The organism is Pseudomonas sp. MF6767 (assembly GCF_016405475.1).
In the GTDB taxonomy this organism is placed as follows: domain Bacteria; phylum Pseudomonadota; class Gammaproteobacteria; order Pseudomonadales; family Pseudomonadaceae; genus Aquipseudomonas; species Aquipseudomonas paracarnis.
Genome location: NZ_JAEKCY010000012.1, coordinates 29,458 through 50,362 on the forward strand (window position 1 = coordinate 29,458; position 20,905 = coordinate 50,362).

Here is a 20,905-nt window from a genome sequence, read left to right on the forward strand (position 1 = left end):
CGCCTGGAGAAGGGGTCGGTTGGGCGAAACGATGCAGCTGTGAATCAGATCACGTAGAAGCCATGGGTGCCGTCGCGGGCCAGTTGCTCCACGAGGCCGAACTCCCAATCCAGGTAAGCCTGCATGGCTTCCCGTGGGTTGTCGGTGCCTTCGTAAGGGCGGCGGTAGCGGTCGATACGCGGGGAAGCCAGGTGGCTTTCGCCTGACTCAAGGGGCAGTTGCGCATGGATCCAGCCAGCCGTGCCGTCCTGCAGCAAAAAGACCGGCTTGCCGGTGAGGGCCTCGACTTCCGGCACGGCCAGGCGCGCCAGTTGGCTGCTGCCGCAGGTCAACACATAGCGCTGGGCGCTCGGTACCTTGCTCAGGGCCTCGGGCAGTTGCGCGCGCAGCACCCACCAGGCGCCGGGGATATGACGTTTCACGTAGTTGGCGCTGGCGGTGAAGTCCAGCACCTGCGTGTCGCCATGGCTGAGCCAGTCGGCAAGGGTGTGGGGGCTGATCAGTTCGGCCTGGGGCGGTGGCGGCACGGGTGCGACCCATGCACCGCGTTCGCTGAAGTGCGTGGCTTGCAGGTCGTCCAGCACCGAGACCTGCCAGCCCAACTGGGCCAGCCATGACGCGGACATATTGGCGCGCACGCCGTCGTCGTCCACTAGTACCAAGCGCGCACCGCGCACACTGGCGACGTGATCGGTTTCCTGCACCAGTTGCCCGCCCGGGGTGGCGCGGGCGCCCGGCAGGTGGCCGGCTTCGAATTCTTCTACGGTGCGCACATCGAACAGGTAGGTGGTGCGGGTCGCGTCCTGTTGCCAGCGCTGCAGGTCATTGAGCGTCGCACGCTTGACCCCGGCTTTATCGGCAACACCACGTGCCTTTTGGGCGGCGAGCTGGCGATGGTTTTCCGAGGTCGGCGCAAAGCGGCGCGCCTGGCCATGGGCGAGGGTCTGCCCGGCCAAGGTCCAGCCGATGGTGCCGTTGCGCAGGGCTGCCACCGGGTTGGGGAGGCCGGCGTTAATCAACGACTGGGTGCCAATAATGCTGCGGGTGCGCCCGGCGCAATTGACGATAATGCGCGTAGACGGATCGGGCGCCAGCTCACGGGCGCGCAATACCAACTCGGCTCCCGGCACGCTGATGCCGGTGGGGATGCTCATGGCCTGGTATTCGTCGAAACGGCGCGCATCGAGCACCACCACATCGGCCTGGCTGTCGAGCAGGGCCTGGACCTCTTCGGCGGCCAGGGACGGCGTGTGACGCTGGTTCTCTACCAGTTCGCCAAACGCCTTGCTGGGTACATTGACGTCGATAAACAGCTCGCCACCGGCCCGGCGCCAACCGTCCAGCCCATCCTCCAGCAGGCTGACCTGGGTGTAGCCCAGTGCAACCAGGCGTTCGGCGGCGCGGTGGGCCAGCCCTTCGCCGTTGTCGTACAGGGTGACCTGGGTATCGCGGCGTGGAATGCGCGCGTACACCTCCAGTTCCAGCTTGGACAAGGGGATATTCGCGGCGAACAGCGGGTGGGCCTCGGCAAAGGGGGCTTCCTCACGCACGTCGATCAGCGCGACTTCTTCACGTGCCAACAGGGCCTGGCGAATCTGCGCAAAGCTGCGGGTCGATAGGGTGGTCATAGGGCAGGGCTCTTTTCTTTGGACAGGTCCCAGATGTTCGGGAGATAGGCGTTGGAATAACCGGAGATAAACAGTTTCTCGCTGCCGTCGGGTTGATACACCGCCCGGCGCACCGCGCCGATATTGGCGCCGTATACATGGATGCTGATGGACACCTGATCGCCGTGGGCATTGCTGACCTGGTGGATATCGCCGACCTTGGGCGACACTGCCTCGACCTGGCCCGGCAGCAATTGCACGGGTTCGCCTCGCGCTATCAGGCTGGCGCCCGGCGCCCGGGCAAACCCCTGGGAAACCTCCGCCCCGCGCAACATGCCGATCAGACCCCACACCCTGTGATCATGAATCGGCGTGCGTTGCCCTGGCCCCCATACAAAGCTGACCACGCTGAACCGCTGGCGCGAATCGGCATGCAGCAAAAATTGCTGGTAGCGCTCGGGGTCGGGCTGGGCGAACTCGTCGGGCAGCCAATCATCGTGGCTGACCAGTTGCGCCAGCAGCTTGCCGCCACGGTGCAGCAGGTCGCCTTCACGCGGGTTGCCGTCGATCAATTCCGCCAGGGCGCCTATGAAGGCTCTGAGTCTCTCGGGGTGTCGGGCCTGGGTCATGACCATTCCATCGGGCTGTTGGCATGCTTTATCTAAGCATAATGTTTATTTTTAATATGCTATTTTTTAATGATTAGCTTATAGCCGGAGGTAATTTAGAACCGGTTTGAATAGTGTTAGACGTTATTGATCACTGGCTGGGCTATCCAGACCTGTGTGCGGCCACTATGCTTCACGCACATCTTAATGACTGATCTGTATGTGCGGCCCAAATGAAAATTGACGATATCGATGCCTTTGTCGAAGTGATTCGTTGCCAGTCCATCAGCCATGCCGCCGCGTCGTTGCAGCTGACCCAGCCAGCCATCACCCGCCGCGTGCAGAACTTCGAGCAGGCTCTGGGAGTGGAGCTGTTCGACCGCAACACCAAGCCCCTCAAGCCAACGCTGATCGGTACCCGTGTCTATGAGCAATGCCGGTTGATCCTGCGCGAGATGGATGCCCTGCGCGAACTGGTGGCCACCGATGCGCCGCCCAGCGGCGTGCTGCGCCTTGGCGTACCGCAGACCATCGGCGATGTGGTGCTGCTGGACGCACTCAAGCATCTGCGCAGCGAATACGCCGACTTGCGCGCCCAAGTTGCCACCGGCTGGGGCAGCCAATTGGTCGGCAAGATCGAACGCGGCGAACTGGATGCGGCGGTGGCGTTGTTCCCCGCGGGCAAGATCTTCCCGGACAACCTGGTCGGTGAGTCCATCGGCAAGATGGAGTTGGTGGTGGTCTGTGCCAAGGCGCAGTTGCCGAAGAAGCCTTGCAAGCTGGCGGACGTGTACCAGAGCGGTTGGATCCTCAACCCGGACGGTTGCGGGTTCCGTGCGGGGTTGCAGCGCACCTTGTCTGACCAGGGCCTGGCGTTGCGGGTGAACCTGGAAACCTTCGGCACCGAACTGCAACTGGGCCTGGTGGCCGACGGCCTCGGCCTTGGCCTGGTGCCGCGTCCGTTGCTGGAACGCAGTGCTCATCGCGAGCACCTGGCGGCGATGCCCCTCAAGGACTTCAAGCCGGTGATGGATTTGTGGCTGATCTATCCGCATTTTCTCGGCAACCTGCAAGGGCCGGTGGATGCGTTTGGTCAATGGGTGGCGGATGCTTTGCGCAAGATCCGCAGCGCTGCCTGACGCTCTGCCAGCCGACGCCTATCCACCTGGCACCCCGCGATTAAACTGTGGGAGCTGGCTTGCCTGCGATAGCGGCCTGACAGCCGATACAGGGTGTCAGACCGAGTACATATCCATTCCTGCGGTAACGGCTACTTAGGGTTCCGCTTTTACAGCGGCTCACTTTTGAAAAGAGCCGGAATGCCGGCCCAGCCAAAAGTAAGCAAAAGGCTCTTGCCCCACCACTCGGCACCTCGCCCAGGCTCGGTGTGCCCTTTTTGTAGGAGCGAGCTTGCTCGCGAAAAACGCTCAGGCGCCGCGTTCATTCAGGAAACACGCGTTATTGTTGACGTTTTCGCGAGCAAGCTCGCTCCTACACAGGGTTTGCATCACTGCACGTCCACCCGCTGCACCTGCAACCCCAACTGTTCATATGCTTGCACCTCCGGCGCGTCCCACTCGGTAATCAGCGTATGAATACGGCTGCAAGGCGCCACCACAAAGGGTTCCACCGCGCCGAGCTTGTCTGAGGTGGTCACGGCGATGACGTGGGACGCGCTGTCGAGCAAGGCTTGCTTGACGGCGACTTCACCAAAATGCAGCGAGGTGATGCCCACTTGCGGATGCAGTGCGCAAACTCCGGTGAACAACAGGTCGGCCTTGACGCTCTGGATCAGCCGCACCGCGTCATGGCCACCGGTGGAGAGCGTGGCGGGGTTGAGTTGGCCGCCGGCCAGGATCACTTTTATATGCGGATGGTCGGCCAGGGCGATGGCGATCATGGGGGATGGCGTGACCACGGTCAGGTGCAGTGCATGGGGCAAGCACTGTGCGATCTGCAAGGTGGTGGAGCCAGAATCGAACAGCACGATCTGGCCGTCTTCAACCCGCTCCGCCGCCACGCGAGCGAGGTGGCGCTTGACCTCGTTGGTTTCCCCGACACGGGTAAAGAAATCCTTGCCGGTGTCCTTGGGTCGGGGCAGGGCGCCGCCATGTACGCGTTGCAACAGGCCGGCGGCAGCGAGTTCGCCGAGGTCGCGGCGGATGGTGTCCTGGGACACGGCAAAATGCTCGACCAACTCGGAGGCAGTGACCTTGCCGTCGCGTTCCAGCAACAACAAGATCTTCTGTTTGCGCAGGGAAGGCAGGTCGATGGCTTGATGAGTGTTATGCATGTTTGTGCGCTTTATTGCGGGTTTGTGCGAGATTAATCGCCGGCCCATCTAAACGCAACGGCTGGTTGCCCACGCTCCTGCCGGTTACTCTCTGTGTTCAGTTCAGGGAGAGGTGACCCGATGCCGTTGATCACAACCATCGAAGACTTACGCAAGCTGGCGCAAAAACGTGTCCCCCGCATGTTCTACGACTACGCCGATTCCGGCTCCTGGACTGAGAGCACCTACCGCGCCAACGAAACTGATTTTGCGCGTATCAAGTTCCGCCAACGGGTGGCGCGCAATATCGACGAGCGTTCGATCCGCGCCAGCATGATCGGCCAGCACATGGCCATGCCTGTGGCGTTGGCGCCGACTGGCCTGGCGGGCATGCAGCACGCCGATGGCGAAATCCTCACTGCCCGTGCCGCTGCTGCGTTCGGGCTGCGCTACACCTTGTCGACCATGAGTATCTGTTCGCTGGAAGACATCGCCGAGCATGTCGGCCAGCCGTTCTGGTTCCAGTTGTATGTGATGCGCGACCGCAGTTTTATCGAGCAGTTGATCGAGCGCGCCAAGGCGGCCGGGGTGGATGCATTGGTGCTGACCCTGGATTTGCAGATTCTGGGGCAGCGCCACAAGGACTTGATCAATGGTTTGTCCGCGCCGCCCAAGCTGACCCTGCCGAACATTCTCAACATGATCACCAAGCCGCGCTGGGTGATGGGCATGCTGGGTACCCAGCGGCGTGGTTTTGGCAATATCGTCGGGCATGTGAAGGGCGTGGCCGACATGAGTTCGCTGTCGTCGTGGACCGCCCAGCAATTTGACCCGCGCCTGAGCTGGGACGATGTGGCGTGGATCAAGCGGTGCTGGGGCGGCAAGCTGATCATCAAGGGCATTCTCGATGTGGAGGATGCGCGCTTGGCAGCCGATTGCGGTGCCGATGCGTTGGTGGTGAGTAACCACGGTGGCCGCCAGCTTGATGGCGCGCCGTCGAGCATCAGCCAATTGCCGGCGATTGTCGAGGCCGTGGGCAACCGCATTGAAGTGTGGCTCGACGGCGGTATTCGTTCCGGCCAGGACGTGCTCAAGGCCATGGCGCTGGGCGCCAAGGGCACCATGATTGGCCGCCCGCACTTGTATGGGCTAGGGGCTATGGGCGAGGCGGGCGTGACCAAGGCCCTCGATATCATCGCCCGCGAACTGGATGTGTCGATGGCGCTCTGTGGCTATAAGGATATACGCGAAGTGAATCGCGAAATCCTGTTGCCCGGTACCTTTCCTGGAAGCACGGCTTGAGCAAAAAAACGTAAAAATATAAAAAGAGTTGTCCACGAAAACCGTGGGTATCTCTGTGGATAACTTTGCGAAGGCCCGGCAGCGTTGGCGATTTCAGCGAAGGTCATTATTTGATCAACTTGTATTTCGGGCCAACATGGCCAGGGTTTGCGCTTGACAGCCAAGCGCTAACCCAGTGCCGAAAAGCGTATTTATGAGGCGTTATCGCGGCCTGTGGAGTGTGTTACCACCTGAGCCGGCATCTTCGTGCGCATCAGGTTTTCCAGCGCCTGGCCATAGCTGCGTCCGGCGAGGTTCATGCTGTTGTTATGGCTGGCACCTGGCACCAGCAACAGGTGTTTGGGTTGCTGGGCGGCTTCGAATAACTGCTGGCTGAAGCGCGGCGGCACGTAGCGGTCGTCGAGGCCGTGGACCACCAGCAGCGGCATGTGGATGTCGGCAATCTTGTCGATGGAATCGAACTTCTGCGACAGCAACCAGCGTACCGGCAATGAGGTGTTGGCAACGGCCGTGGCGACATCCGCCAGGGAGGTGAACGTGGACTCGATCACCAGCCCACGCACCGGCAATGGCACCTGCTTGCCCAACTCGGCAGCGAGGTCGATGGCGACCGCGCCACCCAGGGAGTGCCCGTAGATCAGGCGTTTGCCGGGGTCTGGTTGCAGGGTCTGGAAACGCTCCCAGGCAATGCGTGCGTCCTCGTACACCGTGGCTTCCGAGGGCAGGTCGCCCTGGCTTTGGCCAAAGCCGCGATAGTCGATGGCCAGGACCGAAAAGCCCAGGGCATGCAATTGCTCGATGCGAAACAATTGGCCCGTGAGGTTCCAGCGTACCCCGTGCAGGTAGAGGATGGCGGGCGCGTCTTTGTTGGCTGCCGGGTACCACCAGCCATGAATGTTCTGCCCTGCTTTGAAACTGGCGGGCGTGAGTTCGAATTCCTGCACCGCCTTGGGCAGGCCGGTGTACCAGCCGGCGGTTCCCGGCTCGATGCGAAACACAAGTTCGCGCTCCTTGTGTTGCAACACGGCGCAGCCGACCGGCAGGCCGACAATCAACACGGCCATGCACAGCCAGACAAGCCAGCGCAGGCCCCGGCGGGGCATAGAAACAGAAGACATGAAGGTTCCAGAACAAAGATGAAGCACGGGTTTTACCAGATGGCCTGGGCGGGTAGGCATTAATGCGACGGCCGTGACGGATGAAAGTGTTACAGCATTGAACAATCCTCGCGCGGGTTGATAGGGTGGACGGCTCGAACCTGCCCTACCTGCAAAGGCCTACACATGAACAACAGCCCCGTGCGCATCACCGCCGAAGAAACCCTCTCGGACAACTGGTACCTGCTGAAGAAATACAGCTTCGACCTGCGCCGTCGCGACGGCAGTTGGCAAGCCCAGACCCGCGAGGTGTATGACCGGGGCAACGGTGCGACCATCCTGTTGTACAACCATGAGCAACGCACAGTCTTGCTGATTCGCCAGTTCCGCATACCCACTTTCGTCAACGATTACCCCGGCTACCTGATTGAAGCGGCGGCCGGTTTGCTCGATAACGCCAGCGCCGAAGAACGCATCCGCCTGGAGGCCGAGGAAGAGACCGGCTATCGCGTCGGGCATGTTGAGAAAATCTACGCGGCGTTCATGAGCCCGGGATCTGTGACGGAGCGGATTCACTTTTTTATCGGTGAATACCAGCCAGGCGACCGAGTGGGAGCGGGCGGAGGCCTGGAAGAAGAGGGCGAGGATATCGAGGTACTGGAGCTGGGCTTTGAGCAGGCACTGGCGATGGTGCAGAGCGGGGAGATTGTGGATGGCAAGACGATTATGTTGTTGCAGCATCTGGAGCTGCGGATGTTGAAAGAGGGGTGGTGAGGTATGCCTTCATGTGCATAGGTATCTACACAACTTTGGCACGACGCTGAATCTGTGGCGAGGGAGCTTGCTCCCGTGACGGCCTGGCAGCCGACACAGATATAACTGATGCCCCGCGATCCAATGTGGGAGCTGGCTTGCCTGCGAAGACGGCCTGACAGTCAACACAGTTGGACCGTGTACATATCCATTCCTGCGGTAGCGGCCACTTAGGGTTCCGCTTTTACAGCGGCTCACTTTTGAAAAGCGCAAAAGTAAGCAAAACGCTCTTGCCCCACCACTCGGCACCTCGCCCAGGCTCGGTGTGCCCGTAATCCGCCAGTGATTTGGGGGGCCGCCGCCACGCGCCATCCATGGCGCGGGGCGGCTAAACCGGCATCCCTGCCGGTTTACCCCCCAAATCCCTGTCGAATTCCGGCCAGCGTGGTTTAACGGGGCGCCTAAGATCAAGATCAAGAGCGGCTCGCTTCGCATCGTAGTTACCGTCGTCGGCTACAACCTACAGAGTTATGTAGATACCTATGCCTTCATGTGGGAGCGGGCTTGCTCGCGAAAGCGGTGGGTCAGTTTTCACATGTGCTAGCGGATACATCGCCTTCGCGAGCAAGCCCGCTCCCACAAGTAGGTGGCAACTAGCAGACTGACGGTTATTGTCAGAAGTTTCCCACAGGAGTACAAATGTACTCCATGACAAACCTGACTCCCCGCCGCACCGCCATCCTGACCTTCATTCGCGAGCGCATCGCGCAACAAGGCCAGCCTCCCAGCCTCGCCGAGATCGCCGAGGCGTTCGGCTTCGCCTCGCGCAGCGTCGCCCGCAAGCATGTGGTGGCGCTGACCGAAGCTGGGTTTATCGAGGTCAACCCCAACCAGGCCCGTGGCATTCGCTTGCTCAATCAACCTGCGCGTCCCGAGTGGCTGGATGTACCGGTGCTCGGCCGTGTGGCGGCCGGTCGGCCGATTGGCGCCGATGCCGAGGTGCACAGCCGCTTGCAACTGGACCCCGCCACTTTCGCCAAAACCCCCGATTACCTGCTGCGGGTGCAGGGCGATTCGATGATTGAAGATGGCATTCTCGATGGCGACCTGGTGGGCGTGCGCCGCAGTGCCGAAGCCTTGAACGGGCAGATTGTGGTGGCACGCCTGGACGGCGACGTCACCATCAAGCGTTTCGAGCGCCACGGCGACAGTGTTCGCCTGTTGCCGCGCAACCCGGCCTATCAACCCATCGTGGTCGGGCCCGAGCAGGACCTGGCCATCGAAGGCGTGTTCTGCGGCCTGGTGAGGCAAGGCTGATGGGCGCCGTGGTTGCCCTGGACTCGCTGTTCAATGGCGGGCGAGTCTGGAAGGGCCGGCCCGCCGCGCCCCCGGCCAGCGTACATCCTACGGGGCTGGCGGCGCTGGATGCGGTGCTGCCCAGTGGCGGCTGGCCGGAATCGGCCTTGAGTGAAATCCTGATGGCCCAGGACGGGGTGGGCGAGTTGCAACTGGTGCTGCCTACCCTGGCGCGCCTGTCGGCCCTGGGCGAGCGCATTGTGCTGGTGGCGCCGCCCTATACCCCCTATCCCCATGCGTGGCAGAACGCCGGGGTGGATGTGCGCCAGCTGTCCATCATCCGGGCCGAGGAGCGTGACGCGCTGTGGGCGGTGGAGCAATGCCTGCGTTCAGGCAGTTGCGGGGCGGTGTTGTGTTGGCCGCGCAAGGCCGATGATCGTGCCTTGCGGCGTTTGCAGGTGGCGGCCGAAACCGGGCAGACCCTGGCGTTTGCCTGGCGCTCCCTGAGCGAGGCGATCAATGCCTCGCCTGCCGCCCTGCGCCTGGCGGTCGAGGCCAGGCCCGCGCAAGTGCGGGTGCTCAAGTGCCGTGGCGGGCTGGCCCATCCGGCGCCAATTGCCCTGGCGGGGCATTGAGGTTGCCATGCGTTGGGTGTGTATTGTCTTCCCGCAATTGGCGCTGGACGGGGCACAGCGTGTGCACCCCGAACCCGAGCAGCCGCTGGCGCTGCTGGCCGGCACGCCGCAGCGGCGCGTGTTGCAAACCGTCAACGCCGCCGCACGCGCCTTGGGCCTGCGCCCCGGGCAATCGTTGACGGCAGCCCATGCCCTGGTCAAGCAGTTTGCCTGTGTCGAATACGACCCGCTGGAGATCGAGCGCCTGCAGCAGTTTCTGGCCGCCTGGGCCTACCGATTCAGCTCCCAAGTCAGCCTGTATTACCCACGGGCCTTGTTGTTCGAGATCGAATCGAGCCTGGGCCTGTTCGGGCCCTGGCCGCAACTTGAGGCGCGTTTGCGCAAAGAGCTGACCGAACTTGGCTTTCGTCATCGCATCGTCGCTGCGCCCAACCCGGCGGCGGCGCGGATATTGGCAAACGGCTACGACGGCCTGGCCGTGGCCGATGACAGCGCCCTGATGCAGGCCCTGGCGTCGCTGCCTGTCGACCGTGCAGGCCTTGAACCCCAAGCCGCCACCGCCTTGTCGCGCATGGGCCTGCGCAGCCTGGCCCAGGTGCAGGCCTTGCCCCGGCATACCCTGGCGCGACGTTTTGACGCCAGCCTGCTCAAGCACCTCGACGCCCTGAGCGGGCAGCGGCCATTGGCCCTGGATTTTTATCAACCGCCCGACCAGTTCGATGCACGCATCGAGTTGAATTTCGATGTGCAATCCCACCAGGCGCTGTTGTTCCCCTTGCGGCGTTTGACCGGCGACCTGTCCGCGTTCCTGTGCGGCCGCGACAGTGGCGTGCAGCGCTTTGACCTGCACCTGGAACACGCCCAGGCACAAGACAGCGTGATCAAGGTGGGCCTGCTCAGCGCCGAGCGCGAGCCTTCAATGTTGTTCGAACTGGCCCGTGGGCGCCTGGAGCAGGTACAGGTCACCGCGCCGGTGCGGGGTGTGCGCCTGGTGGCCGAGGACTTGCCGGTGTTCGTGCCGCAACGCCAGGACCTGTTCGACGACCGCCCGCAACAAACCCTGCCGTGGGAACAGTTGCGCGAACGCCTGCGTGCACGCCTGGGGGATGAGGCGGTGCAGGGCCTGCGTTTTCAGGCCGACCATCGCCCCGAATGCGCCTGGCAGGCTGCGACCGACCACCAGGCGTGCCCGAGCTTGAACAAGGTCCGCCGCCCAGGCTGGTTATTGTCGCAACCGACCTTGCTGGCCGAACACGGCGTACAGATCCTGATGGGTCCGGAGCGCATTGAATCCGGCTGGTGGGATGGCGCCGATGTTCGCCGCGACTATTACTTGGTCCAGACCCGCGCCGGCCAGCAGGGTTGGGCCTATCGCACGGTGGGGCAAGGCGATGGGCTGTGGTTGCAAGGGTGGTTTGCATGAGCATCCCCTCAGCTGGAGCGCACTTACTGTGGCGAGCACGCTTGCTTGCGCTGGGGTGCGCAGCGCCCCCAATAAAAGCCGGAGACTGCTGCGCAGTCAGCGGGAGCAAGCTCCCTCGCCACAGCAAGCTCGCTCCTACAACAGGGGGTGGGGGCGCATGAATTATGCCGAGCTGCACTGCCTGTCCAATTTCAGCTTCCAGCGTGGTGCCTCCAGTGCGCTGGAGCTTTTCGAGCGCGCCAAGCGCCAAGGCTACAGCGCCCTGGCGATTACCGATGAATGCACGCTGTCAGGCATCGTGCGTGCCTGGCAAGCCGCCAAAGCCGTGGACTTGCCGTTGATTATCGGCAGCGAAATGCACATCGAAAATGGCCCGAAACTGGTGCTGCTGGTGGAGAACCTGAGCGGTTACCAGCACCTGTGCCGGCTGATCACCCTGGCCCGGCGTCGGGCTGAAAAGGGCAGTTATCGCCTGCTACAGGAAGATTTCGAGCAACCGTTGCCCGGCCTGTTGGCGTTGTGGGTGGCGCAAGACCGCGACACCCAGGCCAGCCTCGACTGGCTGCGCCGCACCTTCGACCAGCGCCTGTGGCTGGCGGTACACCTGCACTGTGGGCAGGACGATGCGCGCCATCTGCAACAGCGCTTGCAACTGGCCCACAGCCTGCAAATCCCTGCCGTGGCCTGCGGCGATGTGCATATGCATGCGCGAGGCCGCCGTGCCCTGCAAGACACCATGACCGCCATCCGTCACCACGTGCCGGTGGCCGAAGCTGGCACGCGCCTGCACCCCAATGGCGAACGCCACCTGCGCAGCCTCGACGCGCTGGCGGCGCTGTACCCCCAGGCCTTGCTGGATGAAACCCTCGCCCTCGCGCGGCGCTGCACCTTCGACCTCGGCCAGTTGCGCTATCACTATCCACGCGAGCTGGTACCCGCGGGGCATGACGCCCAATCCTGGCTGCGCACCCTCACCGAAGAAGGCATCGCCCAGCGCTGGCCCGAAGGCATCGACGACAAGACCTTGCAGCAAATCCATCGTGAACTGCAGCTGATCAGCGAGCTGGGTTACGAAAGCTATTTCCTTACGGTGCATGACATCGTGCGTTTCGCCCGCAGCCGTTCGATCCTGTGCCAGGGCCGGGGTTCGGCGGCTAACTCGGCGGTGTGTTTTGCCCTGGGCATCACCGAAATCAACCCGAGCCTGACCAACCTGCTGTTCGAGCGCTTCCTGTCCAAAGAGCGCAACGAGCCGCCGGACATCGACGTGGACTTTGAGCACGAACGCCGCGAAGAGGTGCTGCAATACGTGTTCCAGCGCTATGGCCGCACCCGTGCAGCCTTGACGGCGGTGGTCAGCAGTTACCACGCCACGGGCGCGGTACGTGATGTGGCCAAGGCCCTCGGGCTGCCGGCGGACCAGATCAACGTCTTGGCCGATTGCTGCGGGCGCTGGAGCGATGAGGCGCCGCCGTTGGAGCGCCTGCGTGAAAGCGGCTTCGACCCGGACAGCCCACTGCTGCGGCGTGTCTTGACATTGACCCAGCAACTGATCGGTTTTCCGCGGCACCTGTCCCAGCACCCTGGCGGCTTTGTGATCAGCGAATACCCGCTGGACACCCTGGTGCCGGTGGAAAATGCGGCCATGGCCGAGCGCACCATTATCCAGTGGGACAAAGACGACCTCGACGCCGTCGGTTTGCTCAAGGTGGACATCCTTGCCCTGGGCATGCTCAGCGCGATCCGCCGCTGCTTCGATTTGCTGCGCCGACATCGCCACCGGGACTTGAGCCTGGCCACGATTCCCAAGGAAGACCCGGCCACCTACGCCATGATCAGCAAGGCCGACACCATCGGTGTGTTCCAGATCGAGTCGCGGGCGCAGATGTCGATGTTGCCCCGGCTCAAGCCGCAGACGTTTTATGACCTGGTGATCGAGGTTGCCATTGTGCGGCCTGGGCCGATCCAGGGCGGCATGGTGCATCCGTACTTGCGTCGGCGGAATAATGAAGAGCCCACCACCTATCCGTCGCCGCAATTGAAGGCCGTGCTGGAACGCACCCTGGGCATCCCGCTGTTCCAGGAACAGGTGATGCAAATCGCGATGGTCGCCGCCGACTACAGCCCTGGCGAGGCCGACCAGTTGCGCCGCTCCATGGCCGCCTGGAAACGCCACGGCGGCCTGGAGCCGCATCAGCAGCGCCTGCGCACCGGCATGCTGAAGAATGGCTACACCGAAGCCTTTGCCGCGCAGATTTTCGAGCAGATCAAGGGCTTTGGCAGCTATGGTTTCCCGGAGTCCCACGCCGCCAGTTTCGCCTTGCTGACCTATGCCAGTTGCTGGCTCAAATGCCATGAGCCGGCGGCCTTTGCCTGCGCCCTGATCAACAGCTGGCCCATGGGCTTCTACAGCCCGGACCAGATCCTGCAGGACGCCCGGCGCCATCGCTTGCAGATCCGCCCGGTAGATGTGCAGGCCAGCGACTGGGAATGCAGCCTGGAGCCCATCGACGGCCAGCAACCGGCGATTCGCCTGGGCTTGCGCATGATCTCGGGGTTTCGCGAGGACGACGGGCGGCGTATCGAAGCGGCGAGGCAGCAGCGGCTGTTCAATGACATCGCTGACCTGGACGCGCGCGCCGGGCTGGATACGCGTGCCCAGGCGCTGTTGGCGGATGCCGGGGCCTTGCGCGCCCTGGCCGGCAACCGCCATCAGGCGCGCTGGGACGTGGCCGGTGTGCATCAGCAACTGGGCTTGTTTGCCGGCCTGCCGAGCCCCGATGAAACGCGGGTGGCATTACCCGAACCTACGGTCGGCGAAGATTTGCACGCCGATTACGCCACCCTCGGTACCACCCTGGGGCCCCATCCCCTGGCGTTGTTGCGCGCCGAGTTACGCCGGCGCCGCTGCCGCAGTTCCCAGGAGTTGCTGGCGGTGGAACATGGGCGCAACGTGAGCATCGCCGGGCTGGTCACAGGGCGCCAGCGCCCAGGCACGGCGAGCGGCGTGACCTTTGTCACCCTGGAAGATGAGTTCGGCAACCTCAATGTGGTGGTCTGGCGCGACCTGGCCGAGCGTCAGCGCCAGGCGCTGGTGGGCTCGCGTTTGCTCAAGGTGGACGGCCGTTGGGAGGCGGTAGGTGAGGTGCGGCATTTGATCGCGGGGCGCCTCACCGATTTGACGCCGTTGCTGGATGGAATGGTGGTGCGCAGCCGGGATTTTCATTAGTTCCAGGGGTTTGTGCATTCCTCTGTGCTCAGGATGAAACCATCCACCGCTGGCGCGCTCCAAAACTTGCGACTGTCTTGTCCCTGCACAGAGCCCAATCATGCAATTTTTATCCAACCCCCATGGCTGTGAAGGCTGGGCCGGCGAAATGGCCCAGCGGATTCGCACGTTTGACTGGTCAAGTACCGACCTTGGCCCCTTGGATCAGTGGTCCACGAGCCTGGCTTGCACCGTGCAAATGATGCTCGCCTCACCCGTGCCGATGGTGATGCTGTGGGGGCGGGCGGGGTACATGATCTACAACGACAGCTATTCGGTATTTGCCGGCGGGCGCCATCCCTACCTCTTGGGCACTCCGGTCGAACTGGGCTGGCCGGAGGTGGCCGAGTTCAATCGGCATGTGGTGGATACGTGCCTGGCGGGCGGTACCTTGTCGTTCAATAACAAGGAGCTGGTGTTATCGCGTCACGGCCAACCGGAAAGCGTATGGCTGGACCTCTATTACAGCCCCGTGGCCGGGGACAACCAACAGCCGGCCGGGGTGCTGGCGATTGTGGTGGAAACCACCGAACTGGTGAAGTCCGAGCGGGTGCGCCAGGAGCTCACCCATAATCTGGAGCAACGCGTAGCCGCTGAAGTGCAGGCGCGGTCTGCCGCAGAAGACCAGTTGCGCCAGTCACAGAAGCTGGAAGCGATTGGCGGCCTGACCGGTGGCGTGGCCCATGACTTCAATAACCTGCTGCAAGTGATCGCCGGCAACCTGCATTTGCTCGCCCGGCATGAGCCGGACAATTGTCAGGTGCAACGTCGCGTCACCGCGGCCATCGCCGCCGTGGAGCGAGGGGCCAAGCTGTCGTCGCAACTGCTGGCCTTTGCCCGTCGCCAGCCCTTGTCTCCGGCGGTGTACAACCCGCAGCGCATTTACGCCGGCCTGGGCGAGCTGTTGCAACGGGCGTTGGGGGAAACCATCCATATCGACGTGCAACTGCCCCAGGACTCCTGGTGCATCAATGTCGACCGCAACCAGCTGGAAAACGCGCTGCTCAACCTGGCGATCAACGCCCGCGATGCCATGCAAGGCGAGGGTGTGATTCGTATCACCGGGGAAAACGTCATCCTCAACCCGGACGATTGCATCGGTAAAAGCATCAAGCCCGGCGAATACGTGCGCCTGGCAGTGGCCGACACCGGCGTGGGCATGTCCGAGGCGACCCTCAAGCGCGCATTCGAACCCTTCTTTACCACCAAGCGCGAAGGCCACGGCACCGGCCTGGGGTTGAGCATGGTGTTCGGTTTTGTGCGCCAAAGTGGCGGGCACGTGGACATGTGGAGCGAGGAGGGCAAGGGCTCGGTGGTGCAGATGTATTTCCCCCACTGCCTGGAGCCTGAATGCCTCGACGACTACAGTGATGCGGACCTGCAAGGCGGCGGCCAGGAAACCATCCTGGTGGTCGAGGACAACGAAGGCGTGCGCCTGACGGTGGTCGAGTTGCTGCAGCAGTCGGGTTATACCGTACTGACCGCCGAGGATGGCGACCGCGCGATGCAAGTGTTGCAGCGCGGCGTGTCGCCGGACCTGATCTTCACCGATGTGGTGATGCCGGGTCGGGTCAAGAGCACCGACCTGGCCAGCTGGGCCCGCGCGCAGAACCCGCCGGTGCCGGTGCTGTTTACCTCTGGCCACACCCGCGACATTCTGTCTTCCAATCATCTGCTCAGCGCCGATATCCACCTGCTGAGCAAACCCTACAGTCCCGATGCCCTGACCCAACGCGTGCGCAGGGTGCTAAGCGCAAGACAAGGTTGCCCATGACTTCACAGCGCAACATCCCACCGCTCACCGCCCGGCAAACGGGCTTCGTCAGGGTGCGTGGCGCCCGTGAACATAATTTGCGCAATGTCGATGTGGATATTCCCCGGGACGCCTTGGTGGTATTTACCGGCGTGTCTGGCTCCGGCAAATCGTCTCTGGCGTTTTCCACGGTGTACGCGGAGGCCCAGCGCCGCTATTTCGAATCGGTGGCGCCCTATGCGCGGCGCTTGATCGACCAGGTCGGCGTGCCGGACGTAGACAGCATCGAAGGCTTGCCGCCTGCCGTGGCCCTGCAACAGCAACGGGGTACACCCAGTGCGCGCTCGTCGGTGGGCAGTGTCACCACCTTGTCGAGCTTGATCCGCATGCTCTATTCCCGCGCCGGCCGCTATCCGAAAGGGCAGGCCATGTTGTATGCCGAGGACTTCTCGCCGAACCTGCCCCAGGGCGCGTGCCCGCAATGCCACGGCCTGGGCCGCGTGTATGAAGTGACCGAAGCGCTGATGGTGCCCGATCCGTCCTTGACCATCCGCCAGCGTGCAGTGGCGTCCTGGCCGTTGGCGTGGCAGGGCCAGAACCTGCGCGACATCCTCGTGACCCTGGGTTATGACGTGGACATCCCGTGGCGCGAGCTGCCGAAAAAGCAGCGCGACTGGATCCTGTTCACCGAAGAAACCCCCACCGTACCGGTGTACGCCGGCTTCACCCCGCAGCAGACCCGCGAGGCGTTGAAACGCAAGTTGGAGCCCAGTTACCAAGGCACCTTCAGCGGCGCTCGGCGCTATATCCTGCACACCTTCGCCAACACCCAAAGCGCGCTGATGAAAAAGCGTGTATCGCAGTTCATGCAAGGCAGTGCCTGCCCATTGTGCGAGGGCAAACGCCTGAACCAGGCGGCGTTGTCGGTGAAGTTTGCCGGGGTGGATATCGGTGAGCTGTCGCAATTGTCCCTGGCGCAATTGGCCGAGTTGCTGCAGCCGGTGGCCGCGGGGCACGACACGATGAAGCTGTCGGTGGAAAAACGCCTGGCGGCCCAGCGCATCGCCCAGGACCTGCTCGAACGGGTCAACACCTTGATCGAACTGGGCCTGGGCTATCTGTCCCTGGAGCGCAGCACGCCGACCCTGTCGTCCGGGGAACTGCAGCGTCTGCGCCTGGCTACCCAATTGGGCTCGCAGTTGTTCGGTGTTATTTATGTGCTCGATGAGCCTTCGGCGGGCCTGCACCCGGCGGATGGCGAAGCATTGTTCACCGCGCTTGATCGTTTGAAGGCCGCGGGCAATTCGCTGTTTGTGGTGGAACATGACCTGGAAACCATGCGCCGCGCCGACTGGCTGATCGACGTGGGCCCGGCTGCCGGCGAACATGGCGGGCAAGTGCTGTACAGCGGGCCGCCCGCAGGGTTGGCGGATGTCGAGGCCTCGCAGACCCGCGAATACCTGTTTGCCTCACCTCGCCCGGCCAATGTGCCAAGCCGCGAGCCGGCCGGTTGGCTGAAGCTCAAAGGCGTGACGCGAAATAACCTGAAAGATTTGAACGTGGATTTCCCGCTGGGCTGTTTCACCGCGGTGACGGGGATTTCCGGCTCGGGCAAATCCAGCCTGGTCAGCCAGGCGCTGCTGGAATTGGTGGGCACGGGCCTGGGGCGTGTGCTGGAAAGCGACGACGAACCGAGCCTGGAAGATGCTGCACCGCAAGCCAGTGGCGGGCGCATCAGCGCCGGGCTCGAGCACATTCAGCGCCTGGTGCAGGTGGACCAGAAGCCCATCGGCCGCACGCCGCGTTCCAACCTGGCGACCTACACCGGGCTGTTCGACAACGTGCGCAAACTGTTTGCCGCCACGCCAGCGGCCAAGAAACGCAATTACGATGCCGGGCAGTTCTCCTTCAACGTCGCCAAGGGCCGTTGCCCGAACTGTGAGGGTGAAGGTTTTGTCAGCGTTGAATTGCTGTTCATGCCCAGCGTGTACGCGCCATGCCCGACCTGTCACGGCGCGCGCTATAACCCCGACACCCTGGCGATCAAATGGCAGGGCTTGAACATCGCCCAGGTGCTGGGGCTGACGGTGGAGCAAGCGGTGCAGGTGTTTGCCGAGCAGCCGGGCATCCTGCGTTCGTTAGTCGTGTTGCGCGATATCGGCCTGGGTTATCTGCGCCTCGGGCAGCCGGCCACCGAGTTGTCTGGCGGTGAGGCACAGCGCATCAAGCTCGCTACCGAGTTGCAACGCAATGCCCGGGGCGCCACCTTGTATGTGCTGGACGAGCCGACCACCGGGTTGCACCCCAGGGACGTCGATCGTTTGCTCAGCCAACTGAACCAGTTGGTGGATGCGGGGCATACGGTGGTTGTGGTGGAGCATGAAATGCGCGTGGTGGCCCAAAGTGACTGGGTGATTGATATCGGGCCGGGAGCAGGGGACTTGGGCGGGAGAGTCGTGGCGTGTGGGGCGCCGCAGAAGGTGGCCAAGAGCAAGACCAGCCGGACTGCGCCGTTTCTTGCTCGGGAGCTGGTCTGACTGGAGGCTGGCCTTTTGTGGGAGCTGGCTTGCCTGCGATGATGGCCCCCAGCCGACCCCTATCTGCCTGATCCAACACGATCCATTTGCATTGTCTGTGGAAGCAGTGTTTGGCTCAGCGGATCGAGTCCAGCATGCGCCCCAACATGGCATCACATCCCGCCAATTGCGCTACGCTCACAAACTCATCCGGCTTATGCCCCTGCTCCATGCTCCCGGGCCCGCATACCACGGTGGGAATGCCTGCCGCATCAAACAGCCCGCCTTCGGTGCCAAACGCTACGGTGCCGAACGCTTGCGAGCCGCAAAACGCCGCAATCAGCTGCGCCGCCTGGCTGTGCTCATCCGTGACCAGCCCCGGGTAGGCCGACAGCTCTGTGAACCGAATGGAGCTCTGCTTGCTGACCGCCTGCATACGCGGCAGTACCTGCTGCATGGCGTACGCTTGCAGTTCTTGAGCGACTTCAGCGGGGTCCGAGGCGGGCAGGGCGCGTACTTCAAAGTCAAAGCGACAATCGGCCGGGACGATGTTCAATGCCTTGCCACCACTGATCAGGCCGGTCTGTACCGTGCTGAAAGGTGGGTTGAAACGTGGGTCCTGGTGCGAACGCAAGCGCTGGCCGATGCGCCCGAGTTCGCAGATCAGATCGGCGGCATGTTCGATCGCATTCACCCCCGAGGGCGCATACGCCGAATGACATGCTTGACCCTGTATGTCGCAGCGCATCGCCAACTTGCCCTTATGACCCAACACCGGTTTGAGTTCGGTCGGTTCGCCGATGATGCACAGCATGGGTTTCACCGGGCGCTGTTCCAGAACAGCGAGCAATGAGCGTACGCCCAGGCATCCGACTTCTTCATCGTAGGACAGGGCGATATGCACCGGCAGGCGCAACGGTGTTTTGACCAGTGCGGGTACCAACGCCAGTACGCACGCGATATACCCCTTCATGTCGGCGGTGCCGCGCCCGAACAGCTTGCCGTCACGCTCGGTCAACGTGAACGGCGGCAGGGTCCAGGGTTGCCCATCCACTGGCACCACGTCGGTATGCCCCGACAGCACGATACCTGGCAGCTTAACCGGGCCGACGCTGGCAAACAGGTTGGCCTTGGTGCGTTGCGCGTTGTAGACCAACTCGCTGGCGATACCAAACCCGGCCAGGTAATCGCGCACAAACTCGATCAACTGAAGGTTGGACTCACGGCTGGTGGTGTCGAAGCCCACCAGCGTTTCCAGCAGGTCGCGGCTGCGGCTCATCGCTCGTCTCCGGCCACGCCGTAGCCGGGGGAGCGGTCGGGGGCGAGGGCGCGATCGATATAGTCCTGTACCTGTGGGCGGTAGGCGTCCCAGAGTTTTTGCAATTCGCCAATCGGCGCTTCGTCGGCCCAATCCACGCGCAAGTTGATGATCGGCCAAGTCAACTCGCCCACCACCACCAGCGCGGCGGAATGCACCGGGCCGGCTTCGCCACCGGCGGCGATGGCGGCATGCATCGCTGCCAGCAACCGGTCTGCGAGCTGGCCTTCGCCCTGTTCAAAGGCCGAGACCATCGCGGTGATGACTTCACGGTCGGCGAGCATGTTGCCCGCCGCCACGCATTGCTCGCCCGATACCGCGTGATGGGTACCCAGGGTCTGGCTGCCGCTGAAATGCACGCTGCGGCCCAGGTGGTCAATCGCCGTCAGTTGCCGATACTGACTGTAGCCGTTGCGGGTGAGTGCTTTGTCCACGGCATCGTCTGGGGCCAGGCCCTGTTCCAGCCCGTCGAGCACGTCTGGGCCGAGGGCCGGCAAGGTGATGTTCTGGGTCGATACCGCGCCCACGCCGGGCCGCAGCCATGGGCAGCGAGCGCCTACGGCGATACTTGATGAGCTGATGGCAACGCCCAACTGGCCGGTTTCCGCGCAGCGGCCAACGATTGAAAAGGTCATGGCTAGCCTCCTTACTCTGGGATAACCGCGATCACATCGATTTCCATCAGCCACTGCGGCTGGCCCAGGGCCGAGACCACCAGCCCGGTGGAAATCGGGAATACGCCCTTGAGCCACTTGCCCACTTCCTGATACACCGGCTCGCGGTAGCGTGGGTCGATCAAGTAGGTGGTGGTTTTGACGATGTGGCTGAGGTCGCTGCCGGCTTCTTCGAGCAGTTGCTTGACGTTTTTCATCGCCTGTTCGGCCTGGGCCCGAGGGTCGCCGAGGCCCACCAGGTTGCCATCGAAATCAGTGCCCACCTGGCCGCGTACATACACGGTGTTGCCGGCGCGCACGGCCTGGCACAGGTCGTTATCCAGGCTCTGGTTGGGATAGGTTTCTTTGGTGTTGAACATGCGGATGCGAGTGTGAGTAGGCAT

Annotated in this window: 16 protein-coding genes; 9 read left to right on the forward strand and 7 right to left on the reverse strand. The window is 62.9% G+C overall.

Annotated features, from left to right (window positions below; genetic code table 11):
• Nucleotides 1-44: 44 nt before the first annotated feature.
• Nucleotides 45-1,628 (reverse strand): rhodanese-related sulfurtransferase, encoded by a 1,584-nt coding sequence (locus tag JFT58_RS18940; RefSeq protein WP_054898672.1) that lies wholly within the window; start codon nucleotides 1,626-1,628, stop codon nucleotides 45-47.
• Nucleotides 1,625-2,236: a cysteine dioxygenase gene (locus JFT58_RS18945; protein ID WP_054898673.1), complete on the reverse strand. Its 612-nt coding sequence runs from the start codon at nucleotides 2,234-2,236 to the stop codon at nucleotides 1,625-1,627. The genes JFT58_RS18940 and JFT58_RS18945 overlap by 4 nt, the downstream gene beginning before the upstream one ends.
• Nucleotides 2,237-2,448: 212 nt before the next feature.
• Here JFT58_RS18945 and JFT58_RS18950 point away from each other — a divergent pair, with 212 nt between their 5' ends.
• Nucleotides 2,449-3,354, forward strand: a complete 906-nt coding sequence (locus tag JFT58_RS18950; protein WP_054898674.1) for a LysR family transcriptional regulator — start codon at nucleotides 2,449-2,451, stop codon at nucleotides 3,352-3,354.
• 368 nt (nucleotides 3,355-3,722) lie between these two features.
• Here the strand turns inward: JFT58_RS18950 and JFT58_RS18955 are convergent, their stop codons facing one another.
• Entirely contained in the window at nucleotides 3,723-4,508 is a 786-nt protein-coding gene (locus tag JFT58_RS18955) for a DeoR/GlpR family DNA-binding transcription regulator (protein WP_054898675.1), read from the reverse strand.
• Nucleotides 4,509-4,628: 120 nt separating this feature from the next.
• On the opposite strand from JFT58_RS18955, the gene JFT58_RS18960 reads away from it, so the two are divergent.
• The gene (locus tag JFT58_RS18960; RefSeq protein WP_054898676.1) at nucleotides 4,629-5,789 is read left to right on the forward strand and encodes an alpha-hydroxy acid oxidase; all 1,161 of its coding nucleotides are present in this window, start codon (nucleotides 4,629-4,631) and stop codon (nucleotides 5,787-5,789) included.
• 191 nt (nucleotides 5,790-5,980) lie between these two features.
• On the opposite strand, the gene JFT58_RS18965 is transcribed toward JFT58_RS18960, so the two are convergent.
• Complete coding sequence (locus JFT58_RS18965) at nucleotides 5,981-6,907, reverse strand: alpha/beta hydrolase (protein ID WP_054898677.1); 927 nt, start codon at nucleotides 6,905-6,907, stop codon at nucleotides 5,981-5,983.
• A gap of 165 nt (nucleotides 6,908-7,072) precedes the next feature.
• On the opposite strand from JFT58_RS18965, the gene JFT58_RS18970 reads away from it, so the two are divergent.
• The 7 genes from JFT58_RS18970 (at nucleotide 7,073) to uvrA (ending at nucleotide 18,551) form a co-directional block, all read left to right on the forward strand.
• Nucleotides 7,073-7,660, forward strand: coding sequence for an NUDIX domain-containing protein (locus JFT58_RS18970; RefSeq protein ID WP_054898678.1), 588 nt, complete (start codon nucleotides 7,073-7,075; stop codon nucleotides 7,658-7,660).
• Nucleotides 7,661-8,338: 678 nt separating this feature from the next.
• Nucleotides 8,339-8,956 (forward strand): transcriptional repressor LexA, encoded by a 618-nt coding sequence (lexA, locus tag JFT58_RS18975; RefSeq protein ID WP_054898514.1) that lies wholly within the window; start codon nucleotides 8,339-8,341, stop codon nucleotides 8,954-8,956.
• A complete protein-coding gene (gene imuA / locus JFT58_RS18980) occupies nucleotides 8,956-9,570 on the forward strand; it encodes a translesion DNA synthesis-associated protein ImuA (RefSeq protein ID WP_003191873.1) in 615 nt (204 codons plus the stop codon). Before lexA ends, imuA begins: the two co-directional genes overlap by 1 nt.
• Before the next feature lie 7 nt (nucleotides 9,571-9,577).
• A complete protein-coding gene (locus JFT58_RS18985) occupies nucleotides 9,578-10,993 on the forward strand; it encodes a Y-family DNA polymerase (RefSeq protein WP_054898515.1) in 1,416 nt (471 codons plus the stop codon).
• Nucleotides 10,994-11,150: 157 nt separating this feature from the next.
• Nucleotides 11,151-14,222, forward strand: coding sequence for an error-prone DNA polymerase (locus JFT58_RS18990; RefSeq protein ID WP_054898516.1), 3,072 nt, complete (start codon nucleotides 11,151-11,153; stop codon nucleotides 14,220-14,222).
• A gap of 100 nt (nucleotides 14,223-14,322) precedes the next feature.
• The gene (locus JFT58_RS18995) at nucleotides 14,323-16,035 is read left to right on the forward strand and encodes an ATP-binding protein (RefSeq protein ID WP_054898517.1); all 1,713 of its coding nucleotides are present in this window, start codon (nucleotides 14,323-14,325) and stop codon (nucleotides 16,033-16,035) included.
• Complete coding sequence (gene uvrA / locus JFT58_RS19000) at nucleotides 16,032-18,551, forward strand: excinuclease ABC subunit UvrA (protein WP_054898518.1); 2,520 nt, start codon at nucleotides 16,032-16,034, stop codon at nucleotides 18,549-18,551. Before JFT58_RS18995 ends, uvrA begins: the two co-directional genes overlap by 4 nt.
• A gap of 115 nt (nucleotides 18,552-18,666) precedes the next feature.
• Here uvrA and argE read toward each other — a convergent pair whose 3' ends face one another.
• The 3 genes from argE to JFT58_RS19015 are packed head-to-tail and all read right to left on the reverse strand — an operon-like array spanning nucleotide 18,667 to nucleotide 20,905.
• Nucleotides 18,667-19,809 (reverse strand): acetylornithine deacetylase, encoded by a 1,143-nt coding sequence (gene argE, locus JFT58_RS19005; protein ID WP_054898519.1) that lies wholly within the window; start codon nucleotides 19,807-19,809, stop codon nucleotides 18,667-18,669.
• Nucleotides 19,806-20,483 (reverse strand): DUF1028 domain-containing protein, encoded by a 678-nt coding sequence (locus JFT58_RS19010; RefSeq protein WP_054898520.1) that lies wholly within the window; start codon nucleotides 20,481-20,483, stop codon nucleotides 19,806-19,808. The genes argE and JFT58_RS19010 overlap by 4 nt, the downstream gene beginning before the upstream one ends.
• 11 nt (nucleotides 20,484-20,494) lie before the next feature.
• Nucleotides 20,495-20,905, reverse strand: coding sequence for a RidA family protein (locus JFT58_RS19015; protein ID WP_014718154.1), 411 nt, complete (start codon nucleotides 20,903-20,905; stop codon nucleotides 20,495-20,497).

Excerpts from the sequence above, each read along its gene's own strand:
- JFT58_RS19015 (WP_014718154.1), bottom strand. The coding sequence starts at position 20,905 with ATGCCTACTCACACTCGCATCCGCATGTTCAACACCAAAGAAACCTAT.
- lexA (WP_054898514.1), top strand. The coding sequence starts at position 8,339 with ATGTACTCCATGACAAACCTGACTCCCCGCCGCACCGCCATCCTGACC.
- JFT58_RS18985 (WP_054898515.1), top strand. The coding sequence starts at position 9,578 with ATGCGTTGGGTGTGTATTGTCTTCCCGCAATTGGCGCTGGACGGGGCA.
- uvrA (WP_054898518.1), top strand. The coding sequence starts at position 16,032 with ATGACTTCACAGCGCAACATCCCACCGCTCACCGCCCGGCAAACGGGC.
- imuA (WP_003191873.1), top strand. The coding sequence starts at position 8,956 with ATGGGCGCCGTGGTTGCCCTGGACTCGCTGTTCAATGGCGGGCGAGTC.
- JFT58_RS18955 (WP_054898675.1), bottom strand. The coding sequence starts at position 4,508 with ATGCATAACACTCATCAAGCCATCGACCTGCCTTCCCTGCGCAAACAG.
- JFT58_RS18945 (WP_054898673.1), bottom strand. The coding sequence starts at position 2,236 with ATGACCCAGGCCCGACACCCCGAGAGACTCAGAGCCTTCATAGGCGCC.
- JFT58_RS18990 (WP_054898516.1), top strand. The coding sequence starts at position 11,151 with ATGAATTATGCCGAGCTGCACTGCCTGTCCAATTTCAGCTTCCAGCGT.
- JFT58_RS18970 (WP_054898678.1), top strand. The coding sequence starts at position 7,073 with ATGAACAACAGCCCCGTGCGCATCACCGCCGAAGAAACCCTCTCGGAC.
- JFT58_RS19010 (WP_054898520.1), bottom strand. The coding sequence starts at position 20,483 with ATGACCTTTTCAATCGTTGGCCGCTGCGCGGAAACCGGCCAGTTGGGC.
- JFT58_RS18960 (WP_054898676.1), top strand. The coding sequence starts at position 4,629 with ATGCCGTTGATCACAACCATCGAAGACTTACGCAAGCTGGCGCAAAAA.
- JFT58_RS18940 (WP_054898672.1), bottom strand. The coding sequence starts at position 1,628 with ATGACCACCCTATCGACCCGCAGCTTTGCGCAGATTCGCCAGGCCCTG.
- JFT58_RS18965 (WP_054898677.1), bottom strand. The coding sequence starts at position 6,907 with ATGTCTTCTGTTTCTATGCCCCGCCGGGGCCTGCGCTGGCTTGTCTGG.
- JFT58_RS18950 (WP_054898674.1), top strand. The coding sequence starts at position 2,449 with ATGAAAATTGACGATATCGATGCCTTTGTCGAAGTGATTCGTTGCCAG.
- argE (WP_054898519.1), bottom strand. The coding sequence starts at position 19,809 with ATGAGCCGCAGCCGCGACCTGCTGGAAACGCTGGTGGGCTTCGACACC.
- JFT58_RS18995 (WP_054898517.1), top strand. The coding sequence starts at position 14,323 with ATGCAATTTTTATCCAACCCCCATGGCTGTGAAGGCTGGGCCGGCGAA.